Below are 21,266 nucleotides of genomic sequence, written 5' to 3' on the forward strand. Positions count from 1 at the left end.
GAACTGCTCGTTCGACATGAACTGCAGGCCCGGACGGGCCAGCTCGGCGCGCATGAGCAGCGCCATGACGCCACCGATCAGGAAGAACGCGAACGCTGTGACCAAGTAGAGCGTTCCGATCGTCTTGTGATCGGTGGTCGTCAGCCACCGCACGGCCCTGATGGCCCTGATGTTTTGGATCCTCTTCACGCCCCGCCTGTGTCCGCGCCCGGCCCGTCGGTCACACTCGGACGGCGCGACAAGCATCACGGAAGAAGGGTGTGACGATCCGGGGGGTGCCGGACACGAACCGAACATGAGCAACGACGAGATGTTCGCCGCTGCCTATCGCGAGCACTACTGGGCGGTCAGCCGCTATGTCGCCAGGCGACTGCAGGGGCGGGCCGACGAGGTGGAGGAAGTGGTGGCGGAGGTGTTCACGGTGGCCTGGCGCCGCCGGTCCGACCTGCCCGGGGCGCCGCTGCCCTGGCTGTACGGCGTGGCACGCAACTGCCTGGCCAACGCGGTACGCGGCTACGGACGGCGGCGCCGGCTGGTGGACCGGCTGGGCAACGACGAGGCGGCGCACGGCCGGCACATCATGGACAGCCCCGACTCCGAGGCCCCCGGCGCCTGGGTGCACGACGCGCTGGCCCGGCTCTCCCCGGCGGACCAGGAGCTGCTGCGCCTCGCGGCATGGGAGGAACTCGACGCCGAGGAGATCGCGGTGGCCCTCGGCTGCGGCAGACGGGCGGCGGTCATGCGCCTGCACCGGGCCCGGCGCCGGCTGAGAGCCGAGATCGACCGGATGCGGCCCGCCGCGGCAACCCTGCCCGCCCCCGCCGACGCGACCCTCTGCGAGGACCACCGACATGGCTGACGAACTCGAACTCCTCCGCCGCGCCAACCCGGCACCGACCGACGGCCCCCACTTCGGCGACGGTCCGCTGGACCACCGCGCCGAGCGGCAGTTGGAGCGGCTGCTGCAGGAGAACCGTCCACGGCGCCGGCTCCGGCTGCTTCAGGCGCTCCCCGGCCGTACCCCGCGCGCCCGGCTGGTCTGGGGCCTCGCCGCCACCGCCGTCGTCCTGGTGGTCGCCGGCAACACCGTGCTCGGCGGTCCGAGCACACCGCGGGCCGTCGCCGCGCCGCGCCCGCTGACCGTCCGGCTCCCCGCCACGCCCGTACCCCTGCAGGAGATGGTCGCCCTGGCCGACGCGGCCGCGTCGGGCGGCTCACCGCGCCTGCGCAAGGGCACGCACGTGCAGTCGTGGAGCCTCGGCATGAGCGACGGCAAGCACCCCGTCACCGTCCCCGAGGAGCGGGTGGTGCGCTGGCGGGCGGACGACAGCCACACCGAACTGGTCGTCGCGACCGACCCGCGCAGGCCCGGCCGCCCGGTCCTCACCGACGAGGGCGACGACCCGCACGAGGTGGCGGACGGCCATGTGATCAGCCGGACCACCTACCCGCCGATGTGGAACGACGCCCCGCCCGAGGGAACCCCGCCGCACACCGCGGCGCGTCTGCGGGCCTACCTCACCGAGATCGCCCGGCCCGAGATCAACCGCAGCACGGCCCCGCTGAGCACCGCCGAACTGTTCGACGCCGTCGGGGAACTGCTCGACCACTGGACCCCGGGTGCCCGCGAGTCGGCGGCCCTCGTCCGGCTGTTCGCCGGGGCCGAGGGGCTGCGGCCGGCCGGCGAGGTCACCGACCGCCTGGGCCGCCCCGGTCACGCGTACGTGTACGAAACCCGGGGCCTCCGCCACATGCTGATCCTGGAACCGCGCACCGGCGCCGTCCTCGGCATGGAGACCACCTTCACCCGGGCCGAGCCCGAGTACCGGGTCAAGGCCGGGGACGTCATGGAGTACCGCGCCTGGATGCGCTGATCACACGCCGAGCCGTCGGGCGGCGGCTGCCGCGGCGGCTGCGGCTGCTGCGGCGTCAACGGTCTGCTCCAGCAGCGTGGCGATCGTCATCGGGCCGACACCGCCAGGCACCGGCGTGATCAGCGAGGCCCGCTCCACGGCCGAGTCGAAGTCGACGTCGCCGACGTTCCCCGCGTTGTAGCCCGCGTCGACGACGACCGCGCCCGGCTTGATGTCCTGGCCCCGGATGAGACGCGGCCGGCCCACGGCGGCGACCACGATGTCAGCCTCGCGGACCGCCGCCGACAGGTCCCGGGTGCGCGAGTGGCAGTACGTCACGGTCGCGTCGCGGGCCAGGAGCAGCATGCCCACCGGCTTGCCCAGGATCGCGCTGCGGCCCACCACCACGGCCCGCTTCCCGGCCGGGTCGACGTCGTACTCGTCCAGCAGCCGGATGATGCCGCCGGGCGTGCAGGAGACGAAGCCCGGCAGGCCGAAGCTCATCGTGGCGAACGAGGCGAAGGTGACGCCGTCGACGTCCTTCTCCGGCGCGATCGCCTCGAACGCGGCCCGCTCGTCGATGTGGTCGCCCACCGGGTGCTGGAGCAGGATGCCGTGCACGGTCGGGTCGGCCGACAACTCCCGCAGGGTGCCGACGAGTTCGGCGGTGGTCGTGGCGGCGGGCAGCGCCACGTGCCGGGACTCGATGCCGGCCTTGCGGCAGCGGTTCTGCTTCATACGGACGTAGGTGACGGACGCCGGGTCCTCGCCGACCAGCACCGTGGCCAGACAGGGCGCGCTGCCCGTCCGCTCGGTGAGATCGGCGGCCTTCTTCGCGGTCTCCTCGACGATGCGGCGGGCGAGGGCGGTGCCGTCCATGAGCCGGGCCTGTGTCATCTGCACTCCTGAGCTGGGTTGACCTTCATCGCCCAGGCGCGCGGCATGCTCCACGGGCCGCTCCCCGGTGGTACTCCACCTCAGCGCCAGTCACGGCCCGCCCACAGCCTAACCGAGCGCGTGGGCGGCGCTCAGTCCGCGTCCGTGGACCCGGGTGCCGTGGGATCCGCCCCGGCGAGGAAGGCGTCCGCCTGGGCGGCCAGCCGGTCCGCGCCGATCGCCCCGGCCCAGCGGACTATCTCCGCCGCAAGCGCGACGGCGCCCGCCTCGTCCCCCGCGTCCCGGGCCAGCACGGCCAGCAACAGCTGTTGGGACAGGGTGCCGGGCACCGTGCCGGCCCGGGCGCCCAGCGCGGTGGCCCGCCGCCAGCGCTCCCCGGCCCGCTCGCCGTCACCGGCGTCGTGGTCGTGGTCGCCGAGATGCCGCAGCGCCTCGCGGGCCAGCAGACCGTCCGCGCCGGCCTCCCCGGCGTGCAGCGCTGCCGTGTAGTGCCCGGCGGCGGCCGCCCGCTCGGCGAAGTGGTTCTCCGTGATCAGCCCCCGGTACATCGCCGCCCAGCCCCGCCGCACCTCGTCCGGGGCGCTGTCGTGCAGCTCCCGCGCCCGGTCGAGGAGGGCGGCGAGCGCCTCGGGGTCCTTGCCGTCCGGGCCGATGCGCAGGGTGCCGTCGACCAGGAGCAGCCGGCCGTAGGTGTGCCTGAGCCGGAGGAAGCCGGTGTCCCAGTCGCCGTCCGGGAACTCCTTCTCCGCCGTCTCGAGCCGCTCGGCCGCGGTGTCCGTCCCCGCGAACCAGTCACGGTCCAGAGCGACTTCGGCCGCGGCCCGGGTGATCCGCGCACGAGCGGCGGGGTCGTCGGTGGTGGCCCCTTCGAGCAGCCGCGCGGCCCGCTCCCAGCGGCCGGCGGTGCTCAACTCGCGTGTTGCGTCCAGAAGTTCATCGACATCAACGAATGCGTGCGCTGCAGAGGTCATGCCGGGCAAGGTAGTTGGGCGAAAAATGATCCACAAGAAAATCACTGCGGGAGGCAGACAATGCAGGACTCGGTGGACCGGCACGTGGCAGTCTGGGCGCGCGAGCTGGACTGGCTGGACCCCGTCAAGGAGGCGATCGTCGCGAGGCTGGCGATCCTCGGCCGGCACACCGCCCAGGCCCGCCGGGACGTGCTGGACTCCGACGGCCTCAAGTACTGGCAGTACAAGATGCTGTTGATGCTGCGCAGGTCCGGGCCGCCGTACGAGTCGAGTCCCTCGCAGCTCGCCGAACGGCTCGGCCTGACCCGGGGTGCGCTGTCGGCGCGGCTCGGGGCCGTCGAGGACGCCGGGCTGATCACCCGTACCCACGAGACCGGTGACCGCCGGCGGGTGCGGGTACGGCTCACCGAGGCCGGGCACGCCGCGTTCGAGGCGCATGCGGCAGCGGAGGACGCGGGTGAGGGCACGCTGCTCGCAGCACTGACCGAAGAAGAGCGGCGGACGCTTGCAGACCTGCTGCGGAAACTGGTCCTGGCAGCCGAGAGCGGGGACGCGCCCGGCCCAACGTCGCCCGGGCCGAGAAGGTCCAGGTCAGCCGGGAGGTGACCTGGGCCCTCGCGACCTTCCTCCCTAGTCGTCCCATGCCTGGATCAGAATCTGTTCGGCGATCTTGCCGTCACGCAGGGTGACCATGGACTCGGCGAGGACACGCGTGCCGTCCCCGTACTCGCAGGACTCGGAGAAGGCGGCGTGGTCGCCCTGGATGACGCACTGGTCCAGCTTGTGCGTCATGTCGCGGCTGTAGACGTCGTCGAGCAGCTCGGCTATCTCGCGCCGACCGTGCAGGACCTTGGGATGGCTGGGCTGGGTGTTGCGGTCGATGATGCGGATCTCGGCGTCGTCCGCGTAGAGGGCGAGCAGAGAGTTCCCGGTGTTCCCTTCTATGCCCCGGCGCAGTGTCTCGGTGTCGAAGGCGGAGCCTGTCGCAGCGCCCATGGTGACCTCCTTAAGGCGCCATGGCCCGGCGGGAACAGGCCGCACGGGCCCCACCTCCGAGACTCCTCCGCCCCGGCGGCAACGGCAAGCGCAGCCGAGGCGGTCCGCCTGACGGGTGAGCGGCGACCGGGGGCCGTGTCCGGGCGGGGCCCGCCGCCGTTGCTGAGGACATGATCTCAACACGACGTATCGTCGCCGCCGTCGGTCTGGCCGTCGGCGTCACGGGCCTCGCCGCGCCGCTGGCGAACGCGGCCGACGCGAGCGCACCGCACTCCGGGCAGATCAACCCGATGACCCTCGTGGACTCGCTCGCCGTCAGCGACATCCCCGCACAGCACCAGGGACAGATGCCACGGGTCTCGGACCAGCTCCGACCGCTCAACCAGGTCAGCGAACTGCAGCGGCTGAACGAGCTGCACCAGCTCACCGACCTCGTCGCGCCCGTGACCGGTCTGCTGCCCGCCGTCCAGGCCTGACCCCACCCACGCACCCGAGGGCCGTCCCGCCCGGGACGGCCCTCACCGCTGCCCGTCCGGACCACGCGGCGACGGCCGAAAGATCCACTGCCGCCGTCGTGGTCCATGCCGTGGACGGGCCCTCGCGCGTAGGGTCGGCTCCGAAGGCACAACGAGGAAAAGGGGCCAGGCCATGGCGCAGGAAGTACGCGGCGTGATCGCACCGGGGAAGGACGAGCCCGTACGGGTCGAGACGATCGTGGTCCCGGACCCGGGGCCCGGCGAAGCCGTCGTACGCGTACAGGCCTGCGGTGTCTGTCACACCGATCTGCACTACAAACAGGGCGGAATCTCGGACGAATTCCCCTTCCTGCTCGGCCACGAGGCCGCCGGCGTCGTCGAGTCGGTCGGCGAGGGGGTCACCGACGTGGCGCCCGGCGACTTCGTCGTCCTCAACTGGCGTGCCGTGTGCGGCAATTGCCGGGCCTGTCTGCGCGGCCGCCCCTGGTACTGCTTCAACACCCACAACGCGAAGCAGAAGATGACCCTGACCGACGGCACCGAGCTGTCGCCGGCGCTCGGCATCGGCGCCTTCGCCGAGAAGACGCTGGTCGCGGCCGGACAGTGCACCAAGGTCGACCCGGCCGTCTCCCCGGCCGCGGCCGGGCTGCTCGGCTGCGGCGTGATGGCCGGCATCGGCGCTGCCATCAACACCGGAGGCGTCGGCCGCGGCGACTCGGTCGCCGTCATCGGCTGCGGCGGAGTCGGTGACGCGGCCATCGCCGGATCGAACCTCGCCGGCGCGGCCCGGATCATCGCCGTGGACATCGACGACCGCAAGCTGGAGAAGGCCCGCACGCTGGGCGCCACCCACACGGTCAACTCCAAGGAGACCGACCCGGTCGAGGCCATCCGTGGGCTGACCGGCGGCTTCGGCGCCGACGTCGTCATCGAGGCGGTCGGCCGGCCCGAGACCTACAAGCAGGCCTTCTACGCCCGCGACCTGGCCGGCACCGTCGTCCTCGTCGGCGTCCCCACCCCCGAGATGAAGCTCGAACTGCCGCTGCTGGACGTCTTCGGGCGCGGCGGCGCGCTCAAGTCCAGCTGGTACGGCGACTGCCTGCCCTCCCGGGACTTCCCGATGCTGATCGACCTCCACCTCCAGGGCCGCCTGCCGCTGGACGCGTTCGTCACCGAGACCATCCAACTCGACGAGGTGGAGAAGGCGTTCGACCGGATGCACCAGGGCGACGTGCTGCGCTCGGTGGTGGTGCTGGGATGACCGCCCGCATCGAACGCCTCGTCACCTCCGGCCAGTTCACCCTCGACGGCGGCACCTGGGACGTGGAGAACAACGTGTGGATCGTCGGCGACGACCACGAGGTGGTCGTCATCGACGCCGCCCACGACGCCGAGGCCATCGCCCGCGCCGTCGGCGACCGCCGGCTCACCGCCATCCTGTGCACCCACGCCCACAACGACCACATCGACGCGGCCCCCGCCCTCGCCGACCTCACCGGCGCCACCATCTGGCTCCACCCGGCCGACCTGCCGCTGTGGAAGCTCACCCACCCCGACCGCGACCCCGACCGCCATCTCGACGACGGCCAGGTCATCGAGGCCGCCGGCGCCGACCTCACCGTCCTGCACACCCCGGGCCACGCCCTCGGCGCGGTCTGCCTGTACGACCCCGGGCTCGGCGTCGTCTTCACCGGCGACACCCTCTTCAAGGGCGGCCCGGGTGCCACCGGACGTTCGTTCTCCCACTTCCCGACGATCATCGAGTCCATCCGCGACCGGCTCCTCACCCTCCCGCCGGAGACCAAGGTCCTCACCGGACACGGTGACTCCACCACGATCGGCGACGAGGCACCCCACCTGGAGGAGTGGATCAAACGCGGGCACTGACCCGAGGCCCGGCCGTACGATCAGGGCCATGACCACCAACACGCTCGACACACTCCACGACGTGCGCGTTCTGCGCTGCGCCCCCGAAGGCCCCGCCCTCGACGGCGAGGGCGCTGCCCTCGACCTGATCGGTGACGCGATGGGGCAGGACGCGGAACTCGTCGTGGTGCCGGTCGAGCGGGTCGCGGACGAGTTCTTCCGGCTGCGGTCGGGTGTCGCCGGTGCGGTCGTGCAGAAGTTCGCGAACTACCGGCTGCGGCTCGCCGTCGTCGGCGACATCTCCCGGCACGTCGACGCGAGCGACGCGCTGCGGGACTTCGTGTACGAGTCGAACCAGGGCCGCCAGCTCTGGTTCGTCACCGGCTACGAGGACCTGGACGAAAAACTGCGCCGCTGAGAAATGGCGACAGGAGATGTCCGGCTTTCCCGTGAGAGTGGACGACGATGAGAGTCGTACCGCACGGGAGGTCGGACATGTCAGGGCCGCTGGAAGGCAAGGTAGCGCTGGTCGCAGGGGCGACCCGGGGCGCGGGGCGGGGCATCGCCGTGGAACTCGGCGCGGCCGGCGCCACCGTCTACGTCACCGGACGCAGCACCCGCGCCCACCGCTCCGAGTACGACCGCCCCGAGACCATCGAGGACACCGCCGACCTCGTCTCGGCGGCGGGCGGACACGGCGTCGCCGTCCCCGTCGATCACCTGGACAAGTCCGCGGTACGGGCCCTCGTGGACCGTGTCGCGGACGAACAGGGCCGCCTGGACCTCCTCGTCAACGACATCTGGGGCGGCGAGAAACTCTTCGAGTGGGACACACCGGTGTGGGAGCACGACCTCGACAACGGGCTCCGGCTGCTCCGGCTCGCCGTCGAAACGCACGCCGTCACCAGCCACTTCGCGCTGCCGCTCCTGCTGCGCCACCCGGGCGGCCTGGTCGTGGAGGTCACCGACGGCACCGCCGAGTACAACCGTGACACCTACCGCGTGAACCTCTTCTACGACCTCGCCAAGACCTCCGTGCTGCGCATGGCCTTCGCGCTCGGCCACGAACTCGGCCCGCGCGGCGCCACCGCCCTCGCGCTGACCCCCGGCTGGCTGCGCTCGGAGATCATGCTCGATGCCTTCGGTGTACGCGAGGACAACTGGCGCGACGCCCTCGACCGCGAACCGCACTTCGCCATCTCCGAGACCCCCCGCTTCGTCGGCCGCGCCGTCGCCGCGCTGGCCGGCGACCCCGAAGTGGCCCGCTTCAACGGGCAGTCCCTCTCCAGCGGCGGCCTCGCCCGGGAGTACGGGTTCACCGACCTCGACGGCAGCCGCCCCGACGCCTGGCGGTACCTGGTCGAGGTGCAGGACCCGGGCAAGCCGGCGGACGTCACCGGATACCGGTGAAACGGAGCCCGCACGGCCCTATGGTCACCCCATGACCGATCTCAACCGCTTCGCAGGACAGGGAGTTCTGGTCACGGGCGCCGCCCGCGGCATCGGCGCCGCCACCGCCCGGCGGCTCGCCGAGGAGGGCGGGCGGGTACTCGTCACCGACAGGGACGGGACCGAGGCGGAGCGGACCGCGGCCGCGCTGCGCCGACTCGGCCTGACCGCCGAGGCGTTGGCGTGCGACGTGGCGGACCGGGACTCCGTCGAGGCGGCCGTGGCCCAGGCCGTGGCCGCCTTCGGCTCGCTCGACGTGCTGGTCAACTGCGCCGCCCACTGCACCCCGGACGTCTCCCTCTTCGAGAACGAACCCGACGAGGCGTGGGCCCAGGACCTCGACATCACGGAGGAGACGCTGACGCGGGCGGTGAGCCTCTTGCGCGCGTGCTCGGGGAGCCCCGAAACCGCCTGACCCGGCCCCGCGCGGCGACGAAGCGGCGACGACGCGGCGACGAATTTCACCGTTCCGTCACAGCGTGGCCGGAACTACAACCGTCGGGTCGGGCGGCAGGTCTAGTAGGCCGAGAGCGCGGGAATCGCGAAGGGGAACCACCCGGGGGAGGCCCTGGGAACAAAGGGGAGAAGGGGTAGAGGCGATATGGGGGACATACGCAGACGAGGTGTGGTCGCGCTGGGTGTCACCGCTCTGGTGGCGCCGCTCACGCTCGCCCTCACCGCGGCACCGGCCCAGGCCGCGAGTTGCACCACGCAGGCGGGGCCGTACCAGAAGCAGGTGGAGAAGTTCCTCGGCCGCCCGGTCGACGGGAGGCAGTCCTCCGCCGACTGCAGGGCCATCCAGGCCTTCCAGAACAAGCACGGCATCACGCCCGCCATCGGCTACGCCGGGCCCGTCACCTGGGGCGTGATGGACCTGATGAACAAGCAGAAGGCCGTCGGGAACAACCCGAACAGGGACGGCAAGTGCCCGGTGAACAAGGGCCGTATCGCCTGCGTGAACCTCTCGCTCCAGCTGAGCTGGATCCAGGACGGCAACAAGCTCGTCTACGGGCCCGTGCCGGTGCGCACCGGACGTAACGGGTACGAGACCCGCACCGGCCTGAAGAAGATCTACTGGCGGGACATCGACCACGTCTCGACCATCTACAACGTGCCGATGCCCTACAGCCAGTTCTTCGACGGCGGCCAGGCCTTCCACTCCGTCAACCTCAGCATGTGGAACCCGCCGGGCTCCCACGGCTGCGTCAACATGACCACGACGGACGCCAAGAAGTACTGGTCGCTGCTGAGGACGGGCGACGACGTCTTCGTGTACGGCCGCAAGCCGGGCACCTGAGCCGGCCCAGGCGCCCGGCCACCGGCCTCAGTTGTCGGGCGCGCCCCCGAAGTCGGGGATCTCCAGCCGGACCCCGCCCTGCCGCGCGGACTCGTGCGCGACGATGCCCGGCAGGGTGTAGCGGGCTGCCACCCACGCGTTCACCGGCGGCAGGGTGCGGGTGTCGACCGCGGTGACGAAGTCGTCCACCAGGAAGTGGTGGCTGCCCTCGTGCCCGTTGTGCAGCTGGTCGAACTCCCGCGGCAGCCGGGCCCGGTCGTGCACCGGCGCCGACCCGGAGGTGAAGGCGGCCCGCAGCTCCGGCGCGATGTGCTGCAGCGACGGATCGTCGGGCGACAGGGTCGCCTTGGGCTCCAGCAGTTCGCTGATGTCCTTCACGCCGTTCTTGTCCTGCCACAGCGCCACCGTCGCCAACTGCTCCATGCTCGCCTCCGTCCCGAAGAACCGGAAACGGGACTCGCGGATGTGCGAGGGGTAGCCGACCCGCCGGAACTCGTTCGTACGGAACGAGCCGCCGCCCGCCACCTCGAACAGCGCGGTCGCGTTGGACACGTCGTTGTCGAACTGGCTGACCGAACGGTCGAAGACGCCGTCGCCGCGCTCGTCCCGCACGCCGATCGCCGAGACGCTCACGGCGTGCGTCCGCCAGGCGCCGAGCACCCCGCCGACCGAGTGCGTCGGGTACAGCAGCGGGGGATAGCTGGCGGTCGCCTTCCAGTTCTCGCCGCCGCTGTACTGATAGGCGTCGTAGAAGCCGAGGTCCATGTCGTGGACGTAGTCTCCCTCGGCGTAGAAGAGCCGGCCGAAGGCGCCCTCGGCGATCTGGTTGCGGGCGTGCACGGTCGCCGGGTTGTACTGGCTGGTCTCGCCCATCATGTACGTCAGACCGGTCGCCTTGACCGCGTCGATGATCGCCGCGATCTCCTCCGTGGTGATCGCCATCGGCACCGCCGAGTACACGTGCTTGCCCGCGTTCAGGCCCTGCAGCACCAGCGGGCCGTGCGTCCAGCGCTGCGTGAAGATCGCGACCGCGTCGACCGCCGGCGACTCCAGCATGGCCTCGTACGACGGGAACGTGCCCGCGAGCCCGTGTGCGGCGGCCAGCCGCTCGGCCCGCTCGGGCAGCAGGTCGGTGATGTGGACTTCGCCGACGCCGGGATGGGCCTGGAACAGCGAGGCGAACTGACCGGAGAACTGGCCGGCACCGACGATGCCGAGGGAGAAAGTCATGCAGATTACTTTTGCTTCAGAAGAATCAGAGCGTCAAGGGGGCGTCCGAAGCTTCCGTCTGCGGGGAAGGTCCCAGTAGAGTGACCTGGTTGCTTCAACCTCAAAAGAAACGGAAGGGTCGGCCTTCATGAGCAGCTGGCTGCCGCTGAGCCCGGGGGAACGCTCCGTGGCGATCGAGGTCCTGGTGCACGGCCCGCTGTCCCGCACCGAGCTGGCCCGCCGGCTGGACCTCTCGCAGGGCAGCCTCACCCGGCTGACCAAGCCGCTGATCGAGTCCGGCCTGCTGGTGGAGGTGCCCGAGGCGGGCGCCCCGGCCCAGGTGCGCCAGGGCCGGCCCTCACAGCCGCTCGACGTCGTCGCCGAGTCCCGCGCCTTCCTCGGCTTCAAGATCACCGAGGACATGGTCTACGGCGTCGTCACCACGCTGCGCAGCGAGGTCGTCGCCCGCCTCGACCGGCCGCTGACCGGCCACGACCCCGCTGACGTCGCCGACCTGCTCGCGGAGATGTCCGCCGAACCGGCCGCACGCCACCCGGCCCTCGCGGGCATCGGCATCGGTGTGGGCGGGCTGGTCCGGGAGCGTGCGGTGGTCGGGGAGTCGCCCTTCCTGCGGTGGCGGAACGTTCCGCTCGCCGAGCTGGTCCAGGAGCGCACCGGGCTGCCGGTGGTCGTGGAGAACGACGTGGCCGCCCTGGTCGAGGCCGAGACCTGGTTCGGCGCCGGACGCGGCCTCGACCGCTTCGTCGTCCTGACCATCGGCGCGGGCTTCGGCTACGGGCTCGTGCTCGGCGGCAAGCGGGTGCCCTACGCCGAGGAGGACCGCGGCTTCGGCCGGTACCTGATCATCAACCCCGACGGCCCGCTCACCCCGGACGGTGCGCGCGGCAGTGCCGTGTCCCTGCTCGGCATCCCCAGCATCCGCTACCAGATCCGCGCCGCCACCGGCCGGGACGCCACCTACGAGGAGATCCTCGCCGCTGCGGCCGCGGGCGAGCCCATGGCCTCCCGGGTGATCGGCGAGGCCGCCCGGGCCCTGGGCACCCTGGTCGCGCAGATCGCCAACTTCGCGATGCCGCAGAAGATCCTGCTCGCCGGGGAAGGCGTGGGCCTCATGGATGTGGCGGGGGATGCGGTGCGCGAGACCATCGCCGCCCACCGGCACCCGCAGGCCGCTCCGGTCGGCCTGGAGACCAAGATCTCCGACTTCCACGACTGGGCGCGCGGAGCAGCGGTGTTGGCGATCCAGGTCCTCGTGCTCGGCGCGGACCGGGCGTGAACTCCCGCCCCCACTTGACATATTGACGTGACGAGTAACACGGTCCGAAATGTCCGTATCACGTGTACTTACTCACAGCGCCTTCACGTCCCCCGGCATATGCTTCACAGCATGTCCACCACTGTTGAAGCCGTCTCCGAGCGATCGGCCGACGAGGTCAACGAGGAGATCAGGGCGCTGTGGCGCCGGTCGGGCGGGACACTGACCACCGAGCAGCGCGCGGAGTACCAGCGCCTCGTGATGGAGTGGGCCGCGGCGGCCCCGCAGCCGCACCAGGCGGCCTGAACCTCTCTCGTCAGCCCCACGTCGCCGAGTAGTACCGCTGGTACGCCTTGCGGTCCTGCTCGGCACGGATGTAGCGGGTCGCGACCAGCGCGATCAGACTCCCCGCGATGATCAGCAGCCCGGGACCGACGTTCCGGGTGTCCGTGAGCTGTGCCAGCAGCGTCTCGTTCTGTGCGGTGCCCGTGACCGGCGCCGAGGAACCGGGCGAGGCCGCGCTCGGCGCGACCGCGCCCTGGCCGGCCGGGGCGGACTGTGCGGGGGAGGGCGCCGCGCCCTGGGCGCCGCCCGCGTTCTGTGCCGACACGAGGAGCTTGACGTTCAGCGCCGCCAGCGCCTTGGTGATCGGCTGGAAGAACGTCGTCCCGCCCGTGGTGCAGTCCCCGTTGCCGCCCGAGGTGACGCCCAGCGCGACGCCCTCGGAGAACAGCGGGCCGCCGCTGTCGCCCGGTTCGGCGCACACGTTGGTCTCGACGAGTCCGGTGACCGTGCCCTCGGGATAGTTCACGGTCGAGTTCAGCCCGGTCACCTGGCCGTCGTGCAGCCCGCTGGTGCTGCCGCTGCGGAACACCCGCTGCCCGACCGTCGGATCGGCCGCGCCGGTGATCCGCACGCCCTTGCCGCCGCCGATCGCGACCACGTCGGCACCCTCGCCGGCCTTGCCGGAGTTGTACTGGACGAGCGAGAAGTCGTTGCCGGGAAAGTTGCTGCTGACCGTCTTGCCCAGCTGCTGGTTGCCCTGGTTGTCGGCGAACCAGATCGATCCGGCGGGCCCGCAGTGGCCGGCCGTGAGGATGAAGTCGCTCTGCCCGTTGCTCACGTTGAAGCCCGCCGAGCACCGGCCGCCCGTCGACAGGATCGGCTGCGCCCCGTTCAGCCGCGTGGTGAACGTGCCGTTCGTGCGCTCCATGTGCACGAAAGCGCCGATCCGCGCGGCGACCTGGGACATCCGGGACCAGTCGGCGGCCGACACCGTACGGTCGGCCTGCACCACGATCCGGTTGGTCCGGTAGTCCATCGACCAGGCGGTGCCCGCCACACGGGGCGCCGAACGCAGCGTGGCCGTGGCCGACTTCAGCTCGTTCATGCTGTGCGACACGACCTTCGCCTGAGCCCCCGCACGGCGCACCGTCTGCGCCGCCTGCGCGTCGGTCACCGCGACGACGGGCCGCCCGTCGGCGCCGATCCAGCTGCCCGCCGTCCGCGCCGTGCCGAGCTTCGCCACCAGCGCGGCGCCCCTGTCACCGGCCGTCCCGGCCGAACTGAGCGTTCTGGCGGACGCCGGCGGAGTCTCGCTCGCCATGGCCGCCTGGGCGACCATCGCACCTCCCAGGAGGAGTCCGGCGACCGCCGCCAGGCGTGTCACTCGCCGGACGACCCGTCGTCGTGCGTGCCTCATGCATGGCTCCCGAACCCGAACGCGCGATGCCCCTACCGGCACCGCGGGGCCCTCCGGTCGTCGAGCGCCCGACCCTGAGTACGTGGCCCGGCCCGGTGGCGTTCACCGGCGGCGGTGATCTTCTCGGCCCGAACCCGCCGCCGGCTCTCGCGCGGCGTCGTCAGGCCTTGCGCGCCACCCCGCCGAACATGGCGACCTCCTCCGGCTCGGCGTCGTCGCCGTCCTCCGGGCGCCAGCGCGAGCAGGACACCACGCCCGGCTCCAGCAGTTCGAGACCGTCGAAGAACCGGGTGACGTCCTCGGGCGTGCGCTGGGTCAGCTTCGGAGTGCCGTGCTCGTTCCAGAACTTGACCGCCTCGTCCACGTCCGGCATCGACGGGCTGGTGATGGTGTGCGACAGCACCAGGTGGCTGCCCGACGGCAGCCGGTCCGTCAACTGCCGCACCAGACCGTACGGGTCCTCGTCGTCGCCGATGAAGATGACCACGCCGAGCAGCATCAGCGCCACTGGCCGGCTGAAGTCCAGTGTCTTCGAGGCGTGTTCGAGGATCGCGTCGACGTTGCGCAGATCCTCGTCCAGGTAGTCGGTCCGGCCCTCGGGCGTGCTGGTGAGCAGGGCGCGGGCGTGCGCGAGGACGAGCGGGTCGTTGTCGACGTACACGATCCGGGCGTCCGGCGCGATGCGCTGGGCGACCTCGTGCGTGTTGTCGGCGGTGGGCAGCCCGGTGCCGATGTCCAGGAACTGGCGGATGCCCAGCTCGCCGGCCAGGTGGCGTACCGCGCGGCCCAGGAACAGCCGGTCGGCGCGCGCGTACTCCCCGATGCCCGGGTGGAGCCCGCGGATCTGGTCGCCGGCCGCGCGGTCGACCTCGTAGTTGTCCTTGCCACCGAGCCAGTAGTTCCAGATCCGAGCCGTGTGCGGCTGGCTGGTGTTGATACGGGCGCGCAGCGACACGGCCACGTCGTTGGTGGCTGCCGGGTTGTCGGTCACGTGGGTTCAGCTCCTGGATGCCTGAAGAGAGGTGCGCCATTCAAGACGCAATCTAGACGCCCGAGTTGATCTGTGCCGCACGTCCCGGGCTTTCCGTGTCCGGACCGGGCCGGGGCCGGCTGCGCGCGTCGCCCCACACCGACTCCGGTGGAACGCCTGGCGTGGTTCACCCATCGCCGGGGGTGTTGAGGCGTAGCCGAAGGTCGACGACCATGATGGGCCTGGTTCCGTCCAGCCCCGGACCGAGGGAGCGGCCCGCGCCGGGTGCGGGCAAGGTACAGCCCGGCAAGGTGCAGCCGGGCATGCTCCCATCTTCCGTTCCTCGAAGACGACGATCGCGGCAGGGGTCATTGCGTGGTTTCGCGAGGCCGAGCCTCAAGCCTGGTCGGCGACGAGCGGCGTTTCGGCGTGCTCGTCCTCGGCCGGGGCCGCCGCCTGCACGCGGCCGCGGGGAAGGATCGCGGCCACGACGAGCGAACCGGCTCCGGCCACGCACACACCGGCGATCATCGGTGGCGTCACGTCGTCCAGCGCCCCCGTCGACGTCGTGCTCGCCGCGGCACCCATGATGGCGATGCCCAGGGCCCCGCCCAGGTTCATCGCGACGTCGGCGACCGCCGAGCCCGCGCCCGACTGCTCCGGCGGAGCGGCACCGACGACCGAGTCGACCGAGGTCGGGGCGCCGAAGCCGATGCCGAAGCCGAGGAGTCCGAGCGAGACTAGAATCCGCAGGCTCGACGGAGAGTCTCCGAACGCCAGGACCGCCATGGACACGGCGACCAGCAACGGGCCGAGCGCGGACACCGGTCCCAGTCCGAACCGCTGCACCAGCTTCGGTGCCACCGGCGCGATGAACATGACGGTGCACATCGCGAGCATGTGCAGGCCCGCGGTGAACGGACGGTAGTCCAGGGTGAACTGCAGATACTGGGTGATGACGAAGAGGCTGCCGAAGACCCCGAAGAACACGGTCGAGATCGTCACAAGAGGTCCGCCGAATCGGCGGTCACGGAAGACGGCATGACTGAGCATCGGGCTGCTGGTGCGCTGCTCCCACCAGATGAAGGCGCCCAGGATCGCAACGCCGCCGATGAGGAACGCCAGCGTGCGCGGGGAGGTCCAGCCGTGGGAAGGAGCCTCGATGATGGAGTCGATGAGCGCGAGCGAACCGACGGCCGTGAGCACGAGGCCGAGCAGGTCGAGGCCTGCGTGGCGTTCGTTGCGGGATTCGGGGATGAGGACCAGGCATCCGACGACCGCGACGGCGATCAGCGGAATATTGATCAGGAAGACCGACCCCCACCAGAAGTTCTCCAGGAGGAGGCCACCCACGATCGGGCCGAGCGGAATGCCCAGCGAGGCGACGCCCACCCAGATGCCCATCGCCTTGGCCCGCTCGTCGGGCGGGAACACCTGGCCCAGGATCGCGAGCGTGCAGGGCATGATCATCGCTGCGCCCAGGCCCATACCCGCGCGGGCCGCGATGAGTGTGTCCGCGGATCCGGCGAATGCGGCAGCCGCCGAGGCGGCCAGGAACACCAGCAGACCGGTGAGCAGGCCGCGCCGGCGGCCGAATCGGTCCGCGAGCGCACCGGCGAAGAGGATAGGCGCGGCAAAGGCCAGTGAGTAGGCGTCCACCGTCCATTGCAACTGTCCGGGTGTCGCGCCGAGTTCAGTTCTGATCGACGGGATCGCCATCGTGATGATCAGCATGTCCAGTGACGCGATCACCAGCGCTAAGCACATGATGCCGAGGATGACCCACCGACGTGGGTGACCCTGAGGCGTGTTCATAAGGAGCCCTTCCTGCAGTGGTCAAGGCCGGGTGCGTCACTGTAGGACCGTCAAGTTGACAGCGTCAACCTGGGTAAGGTTCGCAGCGTGGGAACAATCAGTCGAGGTGGCACGGGTGGCGCGCGATCCGCGCTGGTCGCGGCGGCGAGCGCGCTGCTGACACGCGGGGGTCCGGAGTACGTGACCTTGCGCGCGGTGGGTGCGGCGGCGGGCGTGTCGCGGACTGCGCCGTACCGCCACTTCGCCGACAAGGATGATCTGCTGAGCGCGGTGGCCGCGCAGAGCATGGACCGTCTCACTCAGGCGATGCGGAACGGCGCGGACGACGAGGCCGCAGGGGGGACGCGGCTGTACCGGGCGTGCCTCGGCTATGTGCGGGCCGCGAGGGAAATGCCGGCCCACTATCGCCTCATGTTCGGCGACATCTCGATCGACACTCCGAGCGAGGAGCTCGAGCGCGCCACCGACGCGTGCGCGAAGGTGCTCTGCAACCTCGTCATCGAGGCGAAGGGTGATGGCGTACTCGCCGCCGGCGACGTACGGGAGGCCGGCACCTTGCTGTGGGCGGCACTGCACGGCCTGGTGGACCTCACGCTCTCGCGCCGCCTGCGCGAGCCGCGCACGGTCGACGGCGTCGAAGCCATGCCCGAGCTGGTCGCACTGGCCCTGCGGAACTGGGTCTCCGCGAAAGCCTGAGGGGGCGCCCCTCGAGATGCTCCTCGGTGTGCGCCTTTGTGTGCCGTCCGAAGGGTGCCGAGGACTCCGCGTTTCACGGCCGAGTGAGTGACGAGCGTCACAGCCCTTCAGGTTGACGGTGTCAACCTCGCCCGTCACAGTGGGTGTTGGTTGACGTTGTCAACCTCGTGTCGCCGGCGTCACGTCAATCGTGAATTCAGGGATCCAGTGAGAGAGCGGCCGCAGAGCACGCTCGAAGTACACGGTCAATTACGGGGAGAGTACTGGTGTCGACCGATTCCCACACGCACGACCGCAAGCGCATCCACGACTTCGTGATCAATCAGATCGAATCCATCGGCGTCGAAAAAGATTCTGTCTCGCTCGACGACACCCTCGAGACCCTTGGTCTCGACTCGCTCGACGTCGTGGAACTCAGTCAGACCGTCAAAAAGAAGCTCGGTATCCCCGTCAAGCCCAATGATTTCGTCAGCACGGTGACGATCTCGGACGTGCTCTCGGTCATCTGTGAGCGCGCGGAAATAGTGTGAGGCGGCGCGTCGTAGTCACCGGCATGGGAGCGGTAACTCCTCTCGGAGCCGGGGCCGAAGCACTCCACCACGGTGCCGTACGCGGGGACAGCGGTATCACCGACGGACTCGGCCGATGCGCCGACTTCGACCCCATGGAGGTCTTGAGCAGGCGTGAGGCGCTGCGCATGGACCGGTTCTGCCAGCTCGCGGTGGCGGCCGCGGACGAGGCCGTCCGGCAGGCGGGCTGGGGCGATGGTCCACCCGCCCCGGCGCAGCGGGTGCACTGCGTCGTCGGCACCGCGATCGGCGGGCTCGACACGCTCGAGGCCCAGCTGAACGTCCTGCGGACAGAAGGCCCGGAGTACGTCTCGCCGTTGACGGTTCCGCTGCTGATGGCCAATGCCGCACCGGCCCACCTGTCGATGCGCTTCGGTCTCGCCGGCGAGACATCCGCCCTGGCCACCGCCTGTTCCAGCGGAGCGCAGGCGATCGTCGCCGGCGCCCGGGTCATCCGCTCAGGAGAGGCCGATGCCGCGATCGTCGGTGGGGCCGAGGCAGCGACGACGGACTTCACCAGGGCGATGTTCACTTCGAGCGGGGCACTCTCGCCGACCGGGACATCAGTGCCGTTCGACCGCGCGCGGGACGGCTTCATCCTGGGCGAAGGCGCGGGCGTCCTCGTGCTCGAGGAGGCGGAGACCGCCCGAGCCCGTGGCGCCCCTGTACTCGGGGAGATCCTCGGCTACGGCGTGACGAGCGATCACCACCACGTCACAGCCCCTGAACCGTCCGGCGCTTTCGCTGCGGCCGCGGTGCGCGCGGCGCTCGCGGACAGCGGGATCGACGCGAATGACGTGGCGTACATCAACGCGCACGGCACCGGCACCCGGCTGAACGACGCCGCGGAGTCGACCGCGCTGCGCCGCGCACTGGGGGATGCCCTGGCGAACATCCCGATCTCCTCCACCAAGTCCTACGTCGGGCATCTGCTGGGCGCCGCGGGCGCGGTCGAGGCCATCGCGACCCTGCAGGCACTCCGGTACCGGACCGCACCGCCGACCCACGGACTCACCGAGCCCGACGAGGAGCTCGGCCCGCTCACCCACGTGCAGGCCGCGCTCGCGCTGAAACCGTCTGACAAGGGGTGCATCGGGCTGACGAACTCGATGGGCTTCGGCGGCCACAACGTCACCATCGTGATCGGGGCCTGAACGTGCAGACCACTCGACAGATCATTCCATCAGCCGACCGTGTAACCGCCCGCGCCGCGACCGCCGCACCGTGGCCCGCGTACACACCCGAGAAGCTCGGCCTGAGCACCGACACGACCGTCGACCGGAGGTACGCACGCAAGCAGTCCGGCGAAGACGTCTTCATCAACGACGTCGCACGCCACCGGGACACCGGCATGCTCACCGCGGCCGGCACCCTGCCGAAGGCGCACCGCTATTTCAATGACTCGGTGATCGATCGGTACGACGCGCTGCACCTCGCCGAATTCATGCGGCAAGGCGTGGAGGTCATCGCGCATACACTGCTCGGCGTTCCGCTCACCCACCAGTTCGTGCTGCGCACCGTGCATCTCCGGATCACCGAACCGGGGTCGGCCGTCACCGCCGATCATGCGGTCATCGTCTTCTCCGAGACACAGGTTCGTCGTAACGGATCCGGTGTTCCCTATGCCGCAGCGGGGCCGGTCCACTGCATCGCCGACGGGCGGCACATCGCTCGGTGCGACGGCCTGGTCGGATTCCTGGCGCCGGAAACCTATGGCGCGATGAGGGGCGAGGAGCAGAAGAGACTCGACGCGCCCGCGGGCCGCCTCGTCCCTGACCGGCCGCAGACGGTCGGCAGACAATTCCCGGAGAACGTCTTCCTCGGCCAGGTCACCGGACCTGTGCGGGAAGCGAGTTGCTTGCTGGTGCCGCAGACACATCCGACATTCTTCGACCGCCCGCTCGACCACTACCCGGGAATGATGATCGCGGAGGGCGCCCGGCAGTTGGCCGTACTCTCCTTCGCCGAAGTCACCGGTACTCCGGTCAACCGGGTCCACACGCACGACGCCGCGCTGAATTTCACCAGCTTCGCGGAGCTGGACACGCCACCCGCGCTGCGGATCGTGTCCTGGGTCGCGGACGAGGCCGGCAACGCGGCCGACGTGGGCGCCGAGATCACCGTCGTGGCACGTCAGGGCGCGCGGACCACATCGACGTGCACGTTCCGGGTGTCCATCGCGACCGAGGCTTTGACGGAAGGGAGGCAGTCATGAGCGTCGTCGTCTCGGGAGTGGGCGCGGCCCTGCCTGCCACGGCGGTCGAGAACGATGCCTTCGCAGATCTGGGGATCTCGGACACGTGGATCCTCGACCGGACCGGCGTGCGCCGTCGGCACCACCTCCAGCCCGATGAACGGCTCGTCGAGCTCGCCGCCGCGGCGGCCACGCAAGCGCTCGGCGACGCCGGCGTCGACGCATCGGACGTGGACTTCGTCGTCGCGGCGACCAGCACGCCCGACCGGCTGTCGCCGGGCCTCGCGCCGGAGATCGGTCACTTGATCGGCGCCCGGTCGCCCGGCGCTGTCGATGTCAACGGCGCCTGCACCGGGTTCCTCTACGCGCTGGACTACGCCATCTCTCGGGTCAGCCACGGTTCGGCGGATCGCGTCCTGGTCGTCGGCGCGGATGCCATGTCCCGCCTGACCGACCCGGCGGACCGCAACACCGCCGTACTGTTCGGCGACGGCGCCGGAGCCGTCCTGGTCGAGGCGGCGCGCGGTGCCGTGTGCGACGTCTGCGTTCCGTTCCTTTCGTTCGGGTCCGCGGCCGAGTACGCCGACGCCCTGTACGTCGGCCATGACGACAAAGTCGTCCGCATGGACGGCGCCCAGGTCTATGCCTCCGCGGTCGAGGCCATGACCGACGAGATCGCGTCGGCTCTGACCGCGCACGACATCACCCAGGACGATGTCGACCTGCTCGTCTGCCACCAGGCGAACAGCAGAATCCTCAAGGCGGTCGTCCGGCAGCTGGGCTGGAGTCCCGAGCGCGCCGCGTCGTACGTCGATCAATTCGGCAACACCTCAGCGGCCTCGATCCCGCTCGCCCTTCGCAAGGCGCAGGACGACGGCAGGCTCAAGCAGGGGCACACCGTCGTGCTCGGCGCTTTCGGTGCCGGATTCACCTGGGGCGCGGGCGTGATCGGGTGGAAGACGTGCAGGCACGCGTGACCTGCACGCCGAGTGTCTGAGACCGGTCCTCCCGAACCGGCCCCTCACCCCTC

At 70.7% G+C, this 21,266-nt stretch carries 23 protein-coding genes, 2 pseudogenes and 1 riboswitch; of the genes and pseudogenes, 17 read left to right on the forward strand and 8 right to left on the reverse strand.

The annotated features are described in order from the left end of the window. Positions 1-246 (reverse strand): annotated as a pseudogene (locus tag ACFY3C_RS06575) (hypothetical protein); the annotation flags it as partial. A gap of 49 nt (positions 247-295) precedes the next feature. Between ACFY3C_RS06575 and ACFY3C_RS06580 the strand changes: the two are divergent. Both ACFY3C_RS06580 and ACFY3C_RS06585 read left to right on the forward strand, forming a co-directional pair. Continuing rightward, positions 296-859 (forward strand): RNA polymerase sigma factor, encoded by a 564-nt coding sequence (locus ACFY3C_RS06580; protein WP_386581806.1) that lies wholly within the window; start codon positions 296-298, stop codon positions 857-859. After that, positions 852-1,874, forward strand: coding sequence for a CU044_5270 family protein (locus ACFY3C_RS06585; protein ID WP_390769949.1), 1,023 nt, complete (start codon positions 852-854; stop codon positions 1,872-1,874). The genes ACFY3C_RS06580 and ACFY3C_RS06585 overlap by 8 nt, the downstream gene beginning before the upstream one ends. Here ACFY3C_RS06585 and ACFY3C_RS06590 read toward each other — a convergent pair whose 3' ends face one another. Together ACFY3C_RS06590 and ACFY3C_RS06595 are read right to left on the reverse strand one after the other, a co-directional pair. Then, positions 1,875-2,750 (reverse strand): bifunctional 5,10-methylenetetrahydrofolate dehydrogenase/5,10-methenyltetrahydrofolate cyclohydrolase, encoded by an 876-nt coding sequence (locus ACFY3C_RS06590; RefSeq protein ID WP_390769950.1) that lies wholly within the window; start codon positions 2,748-2,750, stop codon positions 1,875-1,877. A gap of 23 nt (positions 2,751-2,773) precedes the next feature. After that, a riboswitch (ZMP/ZTP riboswitch) is annotated at positions 2,774-2,854 on the reverse strand. A 27-nt stretch (positions 2,855-2,881) separates the two neighbouring features. Further along, complete coding sequence (locus ACFY3C_RS06595; RefSeq protein ID WP_390769951.1) at positions 2,882-3,721, reverse strand: hypothetical protein; 840 nt, start codon at positions 3,719-3,721, stop codon at positions 2,882-2,884. Positions 3,722-3,781: 60 nt separating this feature from the next. On the opposite strand from ACFY3C_RS06595, the gene ACFY3C_RS06600 reads away from it, so the two are divergent. Continuing rightward, entirely contained in the window at positions 3,782-4,327 is a 546-nt protein-coding gene (locus tag ACFY3C_RS06600; RefSeq protein WP_390769952.1) for a MarR family winged helix-turn-helix transcriptional regulator, read from the forward strand. A gap of 24 nt (positions 4,328-4,351) precedes the next feature. Here ACFY3C_RS06600 and ACFY3C_RS06605 read toward each other — a convergent pair whose 3' ends face one another. Next, the gene (locus ACFY3C_RS06605; protein WP_386581798.1) at positions 4,352-4,717 is read right to left on the reverse strand and encodes a nuclear transport factor 2 family protein; all 366 of its coding nucleotides are present in this window, start codon (positions 4,715-4,717) and stop codon (positions 4,352-4,354) included. A gap of 170 nt (positions 4,718-4,887) precedes the next feature. Between ACFY3C_RS06605 and ACFY3C_RS06610 the strand changes: the two genes are divergently transcribed. The 7 genes and pseudogenes from ACFY3C_RS06610 (at position 4,888) to ACFY3C_RS06640 (ending at position 9,805) form a co-directional block, all read left to right on the forward strand. Beyond that, on the forward strand, positions 4,888-5,193 hold the full coding sequence (locus ACFY3C_RS06610; protein ID WP_386581796.1) for a hypothetical protein: 306 nt from the start codon (positions 4,888-4,890) through the stop codon (positions 5,191-5,193). Positions 5,194-5,365: 172 nt separating this feature from the next. Continuing rightward, on the forward strand, positions 5,366-6,454 hold the full coding sequence (locus ACFY3C_RS06615; RefSeq protein ID WP_390769953.1) for an S-(hydroxymethyl)mycothiol dehydrogenase: 1,089 nt from the start codon (positions 5,366-5,368) through the stop codon (positions 6,452-6,454). Further along, complete coding sequence (locus tag ACFY3C_RS06620) at positions 6,451-7,080, forward strand: MBL fold metallo-hydrolase (protein ID WP_390769954.1); 630 nt, start codon at positions 6,451-6,453, stop codon at positions 7,078-7,080. The genes ACFY3C_RS06615 and ACFY3C_RS06620 overlap by 4 nt, the downstream gene beginning before the upstream one ends. Positions 7,081-7,108: 28 nt before the next feature. Further along, the gene (locus ACFY3C_RS06625; RefSeq protein ID WP_390769955.1) at positions 7,109-7,477 is read left to right on the forward strand and encodes a DUF4180 domain-containing protein; all 369 of its coding nucleotides are present in this window, start codon (positions 7,109-7,111) and stop codon (positions 7,475-7,477) included. 77 nt (positions 7,478-7,554) lie between these two features. After that, on the forward strand, positions 7,555-8,469 hold the full coding sequence (locus tag ACFY3C_RS06630; RefSeq protein ID WP_390769956.1) for an SDR family oxidoreductase: 915 nt from the start codon (positions 7,555-7,557) through the stop codon (positions 8,467-8,469). 31 nt (positions 8,470-8,500) lie between these two features. After that, positions 8,501-8,896, forward strand: a pseudogene (locus tag ACFY3C_RS06635) (SDR family NAD(P)-dependent oxidoreductase); the annotation flags it as partial. Positions 8,897-9,109: 213 nt separating this feature from the next. Then, on the forward strand, positions 9,110-9,805 hold the full coding sequence (locus ACFY3C_RS06640; RefSeq protein WP_390769957.1) for a L,D-transpeptidase family protein: 696 nt from the start codon (positions 9,110-9,112) through the stop codon (positions 9,803-9,805). A gap of 27 nt (positions 9,806-9,832) precedes the next feature. Here ACFY3C_RS06640 and ACFY3C_RS06645 read toward each other — a convergent pair whose 3' ends face one another. Next, positions 9,833-11,035 carry a Gfo/Idh/MocA family protein gene (locus tag ACFY3C_RS06645; RefSeq protein WP_390769958.1) on the reverse strand — a complete coding sequence of 401 codons (1,203 nt, stop codon included), beginning with the start codon at positions 11,033-11,035 and terminating at the stop codon, positions 9,833-9,835. A 127-nt stretch (positions 11,036-11,162) separates the two neighbouring features. On the opposite strand from ACFY3C_RS06645, the gene ACFY3C_RS06650 reads away from it, so the two are divergent. Beyond that, on the forward strand, positions 11,163-12,311 hold the full coding sequence (locus ACFY3C_RS06650) for an ROK family protein (RefSeq protein WP_386581786.1): 1,149 nt from the start codon (positions 11,163-11,165) through the stop codon (positions 12,309-12,311). 99 nt (positions 12,312-12,410) lie between these two features. After that, positions 12,411-12,596 carry a hypothetical protein gene (locus ACFY3C_RS06655; RefSeq protein ID WP_101375428.1) on the forward strand — a complete coding sequence of 62 codons (186 nt, stop codon included), beginning with the start codon at positions 12,411-12,413 and terminating at the stop codon, positions 12,594-12,596. Positions 12,597-12,606: 10 nt separating this feature from the next. Here ACFY3C_RS06655 and ACFY3C_RS06660 read toward each other — a convergent pair whose 3' ends face one another. The 3 genes from ACFY3C_RS06660 to ACFY3C_RS06670 all read right to left on the reverse strand — a co-directional run bounded on the left by ACFY3C_RS06660 (position 12,607) and on the right by ACFY3C_RS06670 (position 16,729). Next, positions 12,607-13,992 carry a S1 family peptidase gene (locus tag ACFY3C_RS06660; protein WP_386581784.1) on the reverse strand — a complete coding sequence of 462 codons (1,386 nt, stop codon included), beginning with the start codon at positions 13,990-13,992 and terminating at the stop codon, positions 12,607-12,609. A 160-nt stretch (positions 13,993-14,152) separates the two neighbouring features. After that, the gene (locus ACFY3C_RS06665; RefSeq protein ID WP_386581783.1) at positions 14,153-14,983 is read right to left on the reverse strand and encodes an SAM-dependent methyltransferase; all 831 of its coding nucleotides are present in this window, start codon (positions 14,981-14,983) and stop codon (positions 14,153-14,155) included. A 375-nt stretch (positions 14,984-15,358) separates the two neighbouring features. Further along, positions 15,359-16,729 carry an MFS transporter gene (locus ACFY3C_RS06670; RefSeq protein WP_390769959.1) on the reverse strand — a complete coding sequence of 457 codons (1,371 nt, stop codon included), beginning with the start codon at positions 16,727-16,729 and terminating at the stop codon, positions 15,359-15,361. Positions 16,730-16,864: 135 nt separating this feature from the next. Here ACFY3C_RS06670 and ACFY3C_RS06675 point away from each other — a divergent pair, with 135 nt between their 5' ends. The 5 genes from ACFY3C_RS06675 to ACFY3C_RS06695 all read left to right on the forward strand — a co-directional run bounded on the left by ACFY3C_RS06675 (position 16,865) and on the right by ACFY3C_RS06695 (position 21,213). Continuing rightward, a complete protein-coding gene (locus ACFY3C_RS06675; protein WP_390769960.1) occupies positions 16,865-17,473 on the forward strand; it encodes a TetR/AcrR family transcriptional regulator in 609 nt (202 codons plus the stop codon). 266 nt (positions 17,474-17,739) lie between these two features. Continuing rightward, positions 17,740-18,003 carry an acyl carrier protein gene (locus ACFY3C_RS06680; protein ID WP_390769961.1) on the forward strand — a complete coding sequence of 88 codons (264 nt, stop codon included), beginning with the start codon at positions 17,740-17,742 and terminating at the stop codon, positions 18,001-18,003. A gap of 23 nt (positions 18,004-18,026) precedes the next feature. Further along, positions 18,027-19,196: a beta-ketoacyl-[acyl-carrier-protein] synthase family protein gene (locus ACFY3C_RS06685; RefSeq protein WP_390769962.1), complete on the forward strand. Its 1,170-nt coding sequence runs from the start codon at positions 18,027-18,029 to the stop codon at positions 19,194-19,196. Next, a complete protein-coding gene (locus ACFY3C_RS06690; protein WP_390769963.1) occupies positions 19,130-20,257 on the forward strand; it encodes an AfsA-related hotdog domain-containing protein in 1,128 nt (375 codons plus the stop codon). Before ACFY3C_RS06685 ends, ACFY3C_RS06690 begins: the two co-directional genes overlap by 67 nt. Then, positions 20,254-21,213, forward strand: coding sequence for a ketoacyl-ACP synthase III (locus tag ACFY3C_RS06695; protein ID WP_390769964.1), 960 nt, complete (start codon positions 20,254-20,256; stop codon positions 21,211-21,213). Before ACFY3C_RS06690 ends, ACFY3C_RS06695 begins: the two co-directional genes overlap by 4 nt. The last annotated feature ends 53 nt before the right edge of the window (positions 21,214-21,266 follow it).

It is taken from the genome of Streptomyces sp. NPDC001410, from assembly GCF_042895235.1.
In the GTDB taxonomy this organism is placed as follows: domain Bacteria; phylum Actinomycetota; class Actinomycetes; order Streptomycetales; family Streptomycetaceae; genus Streptomyces.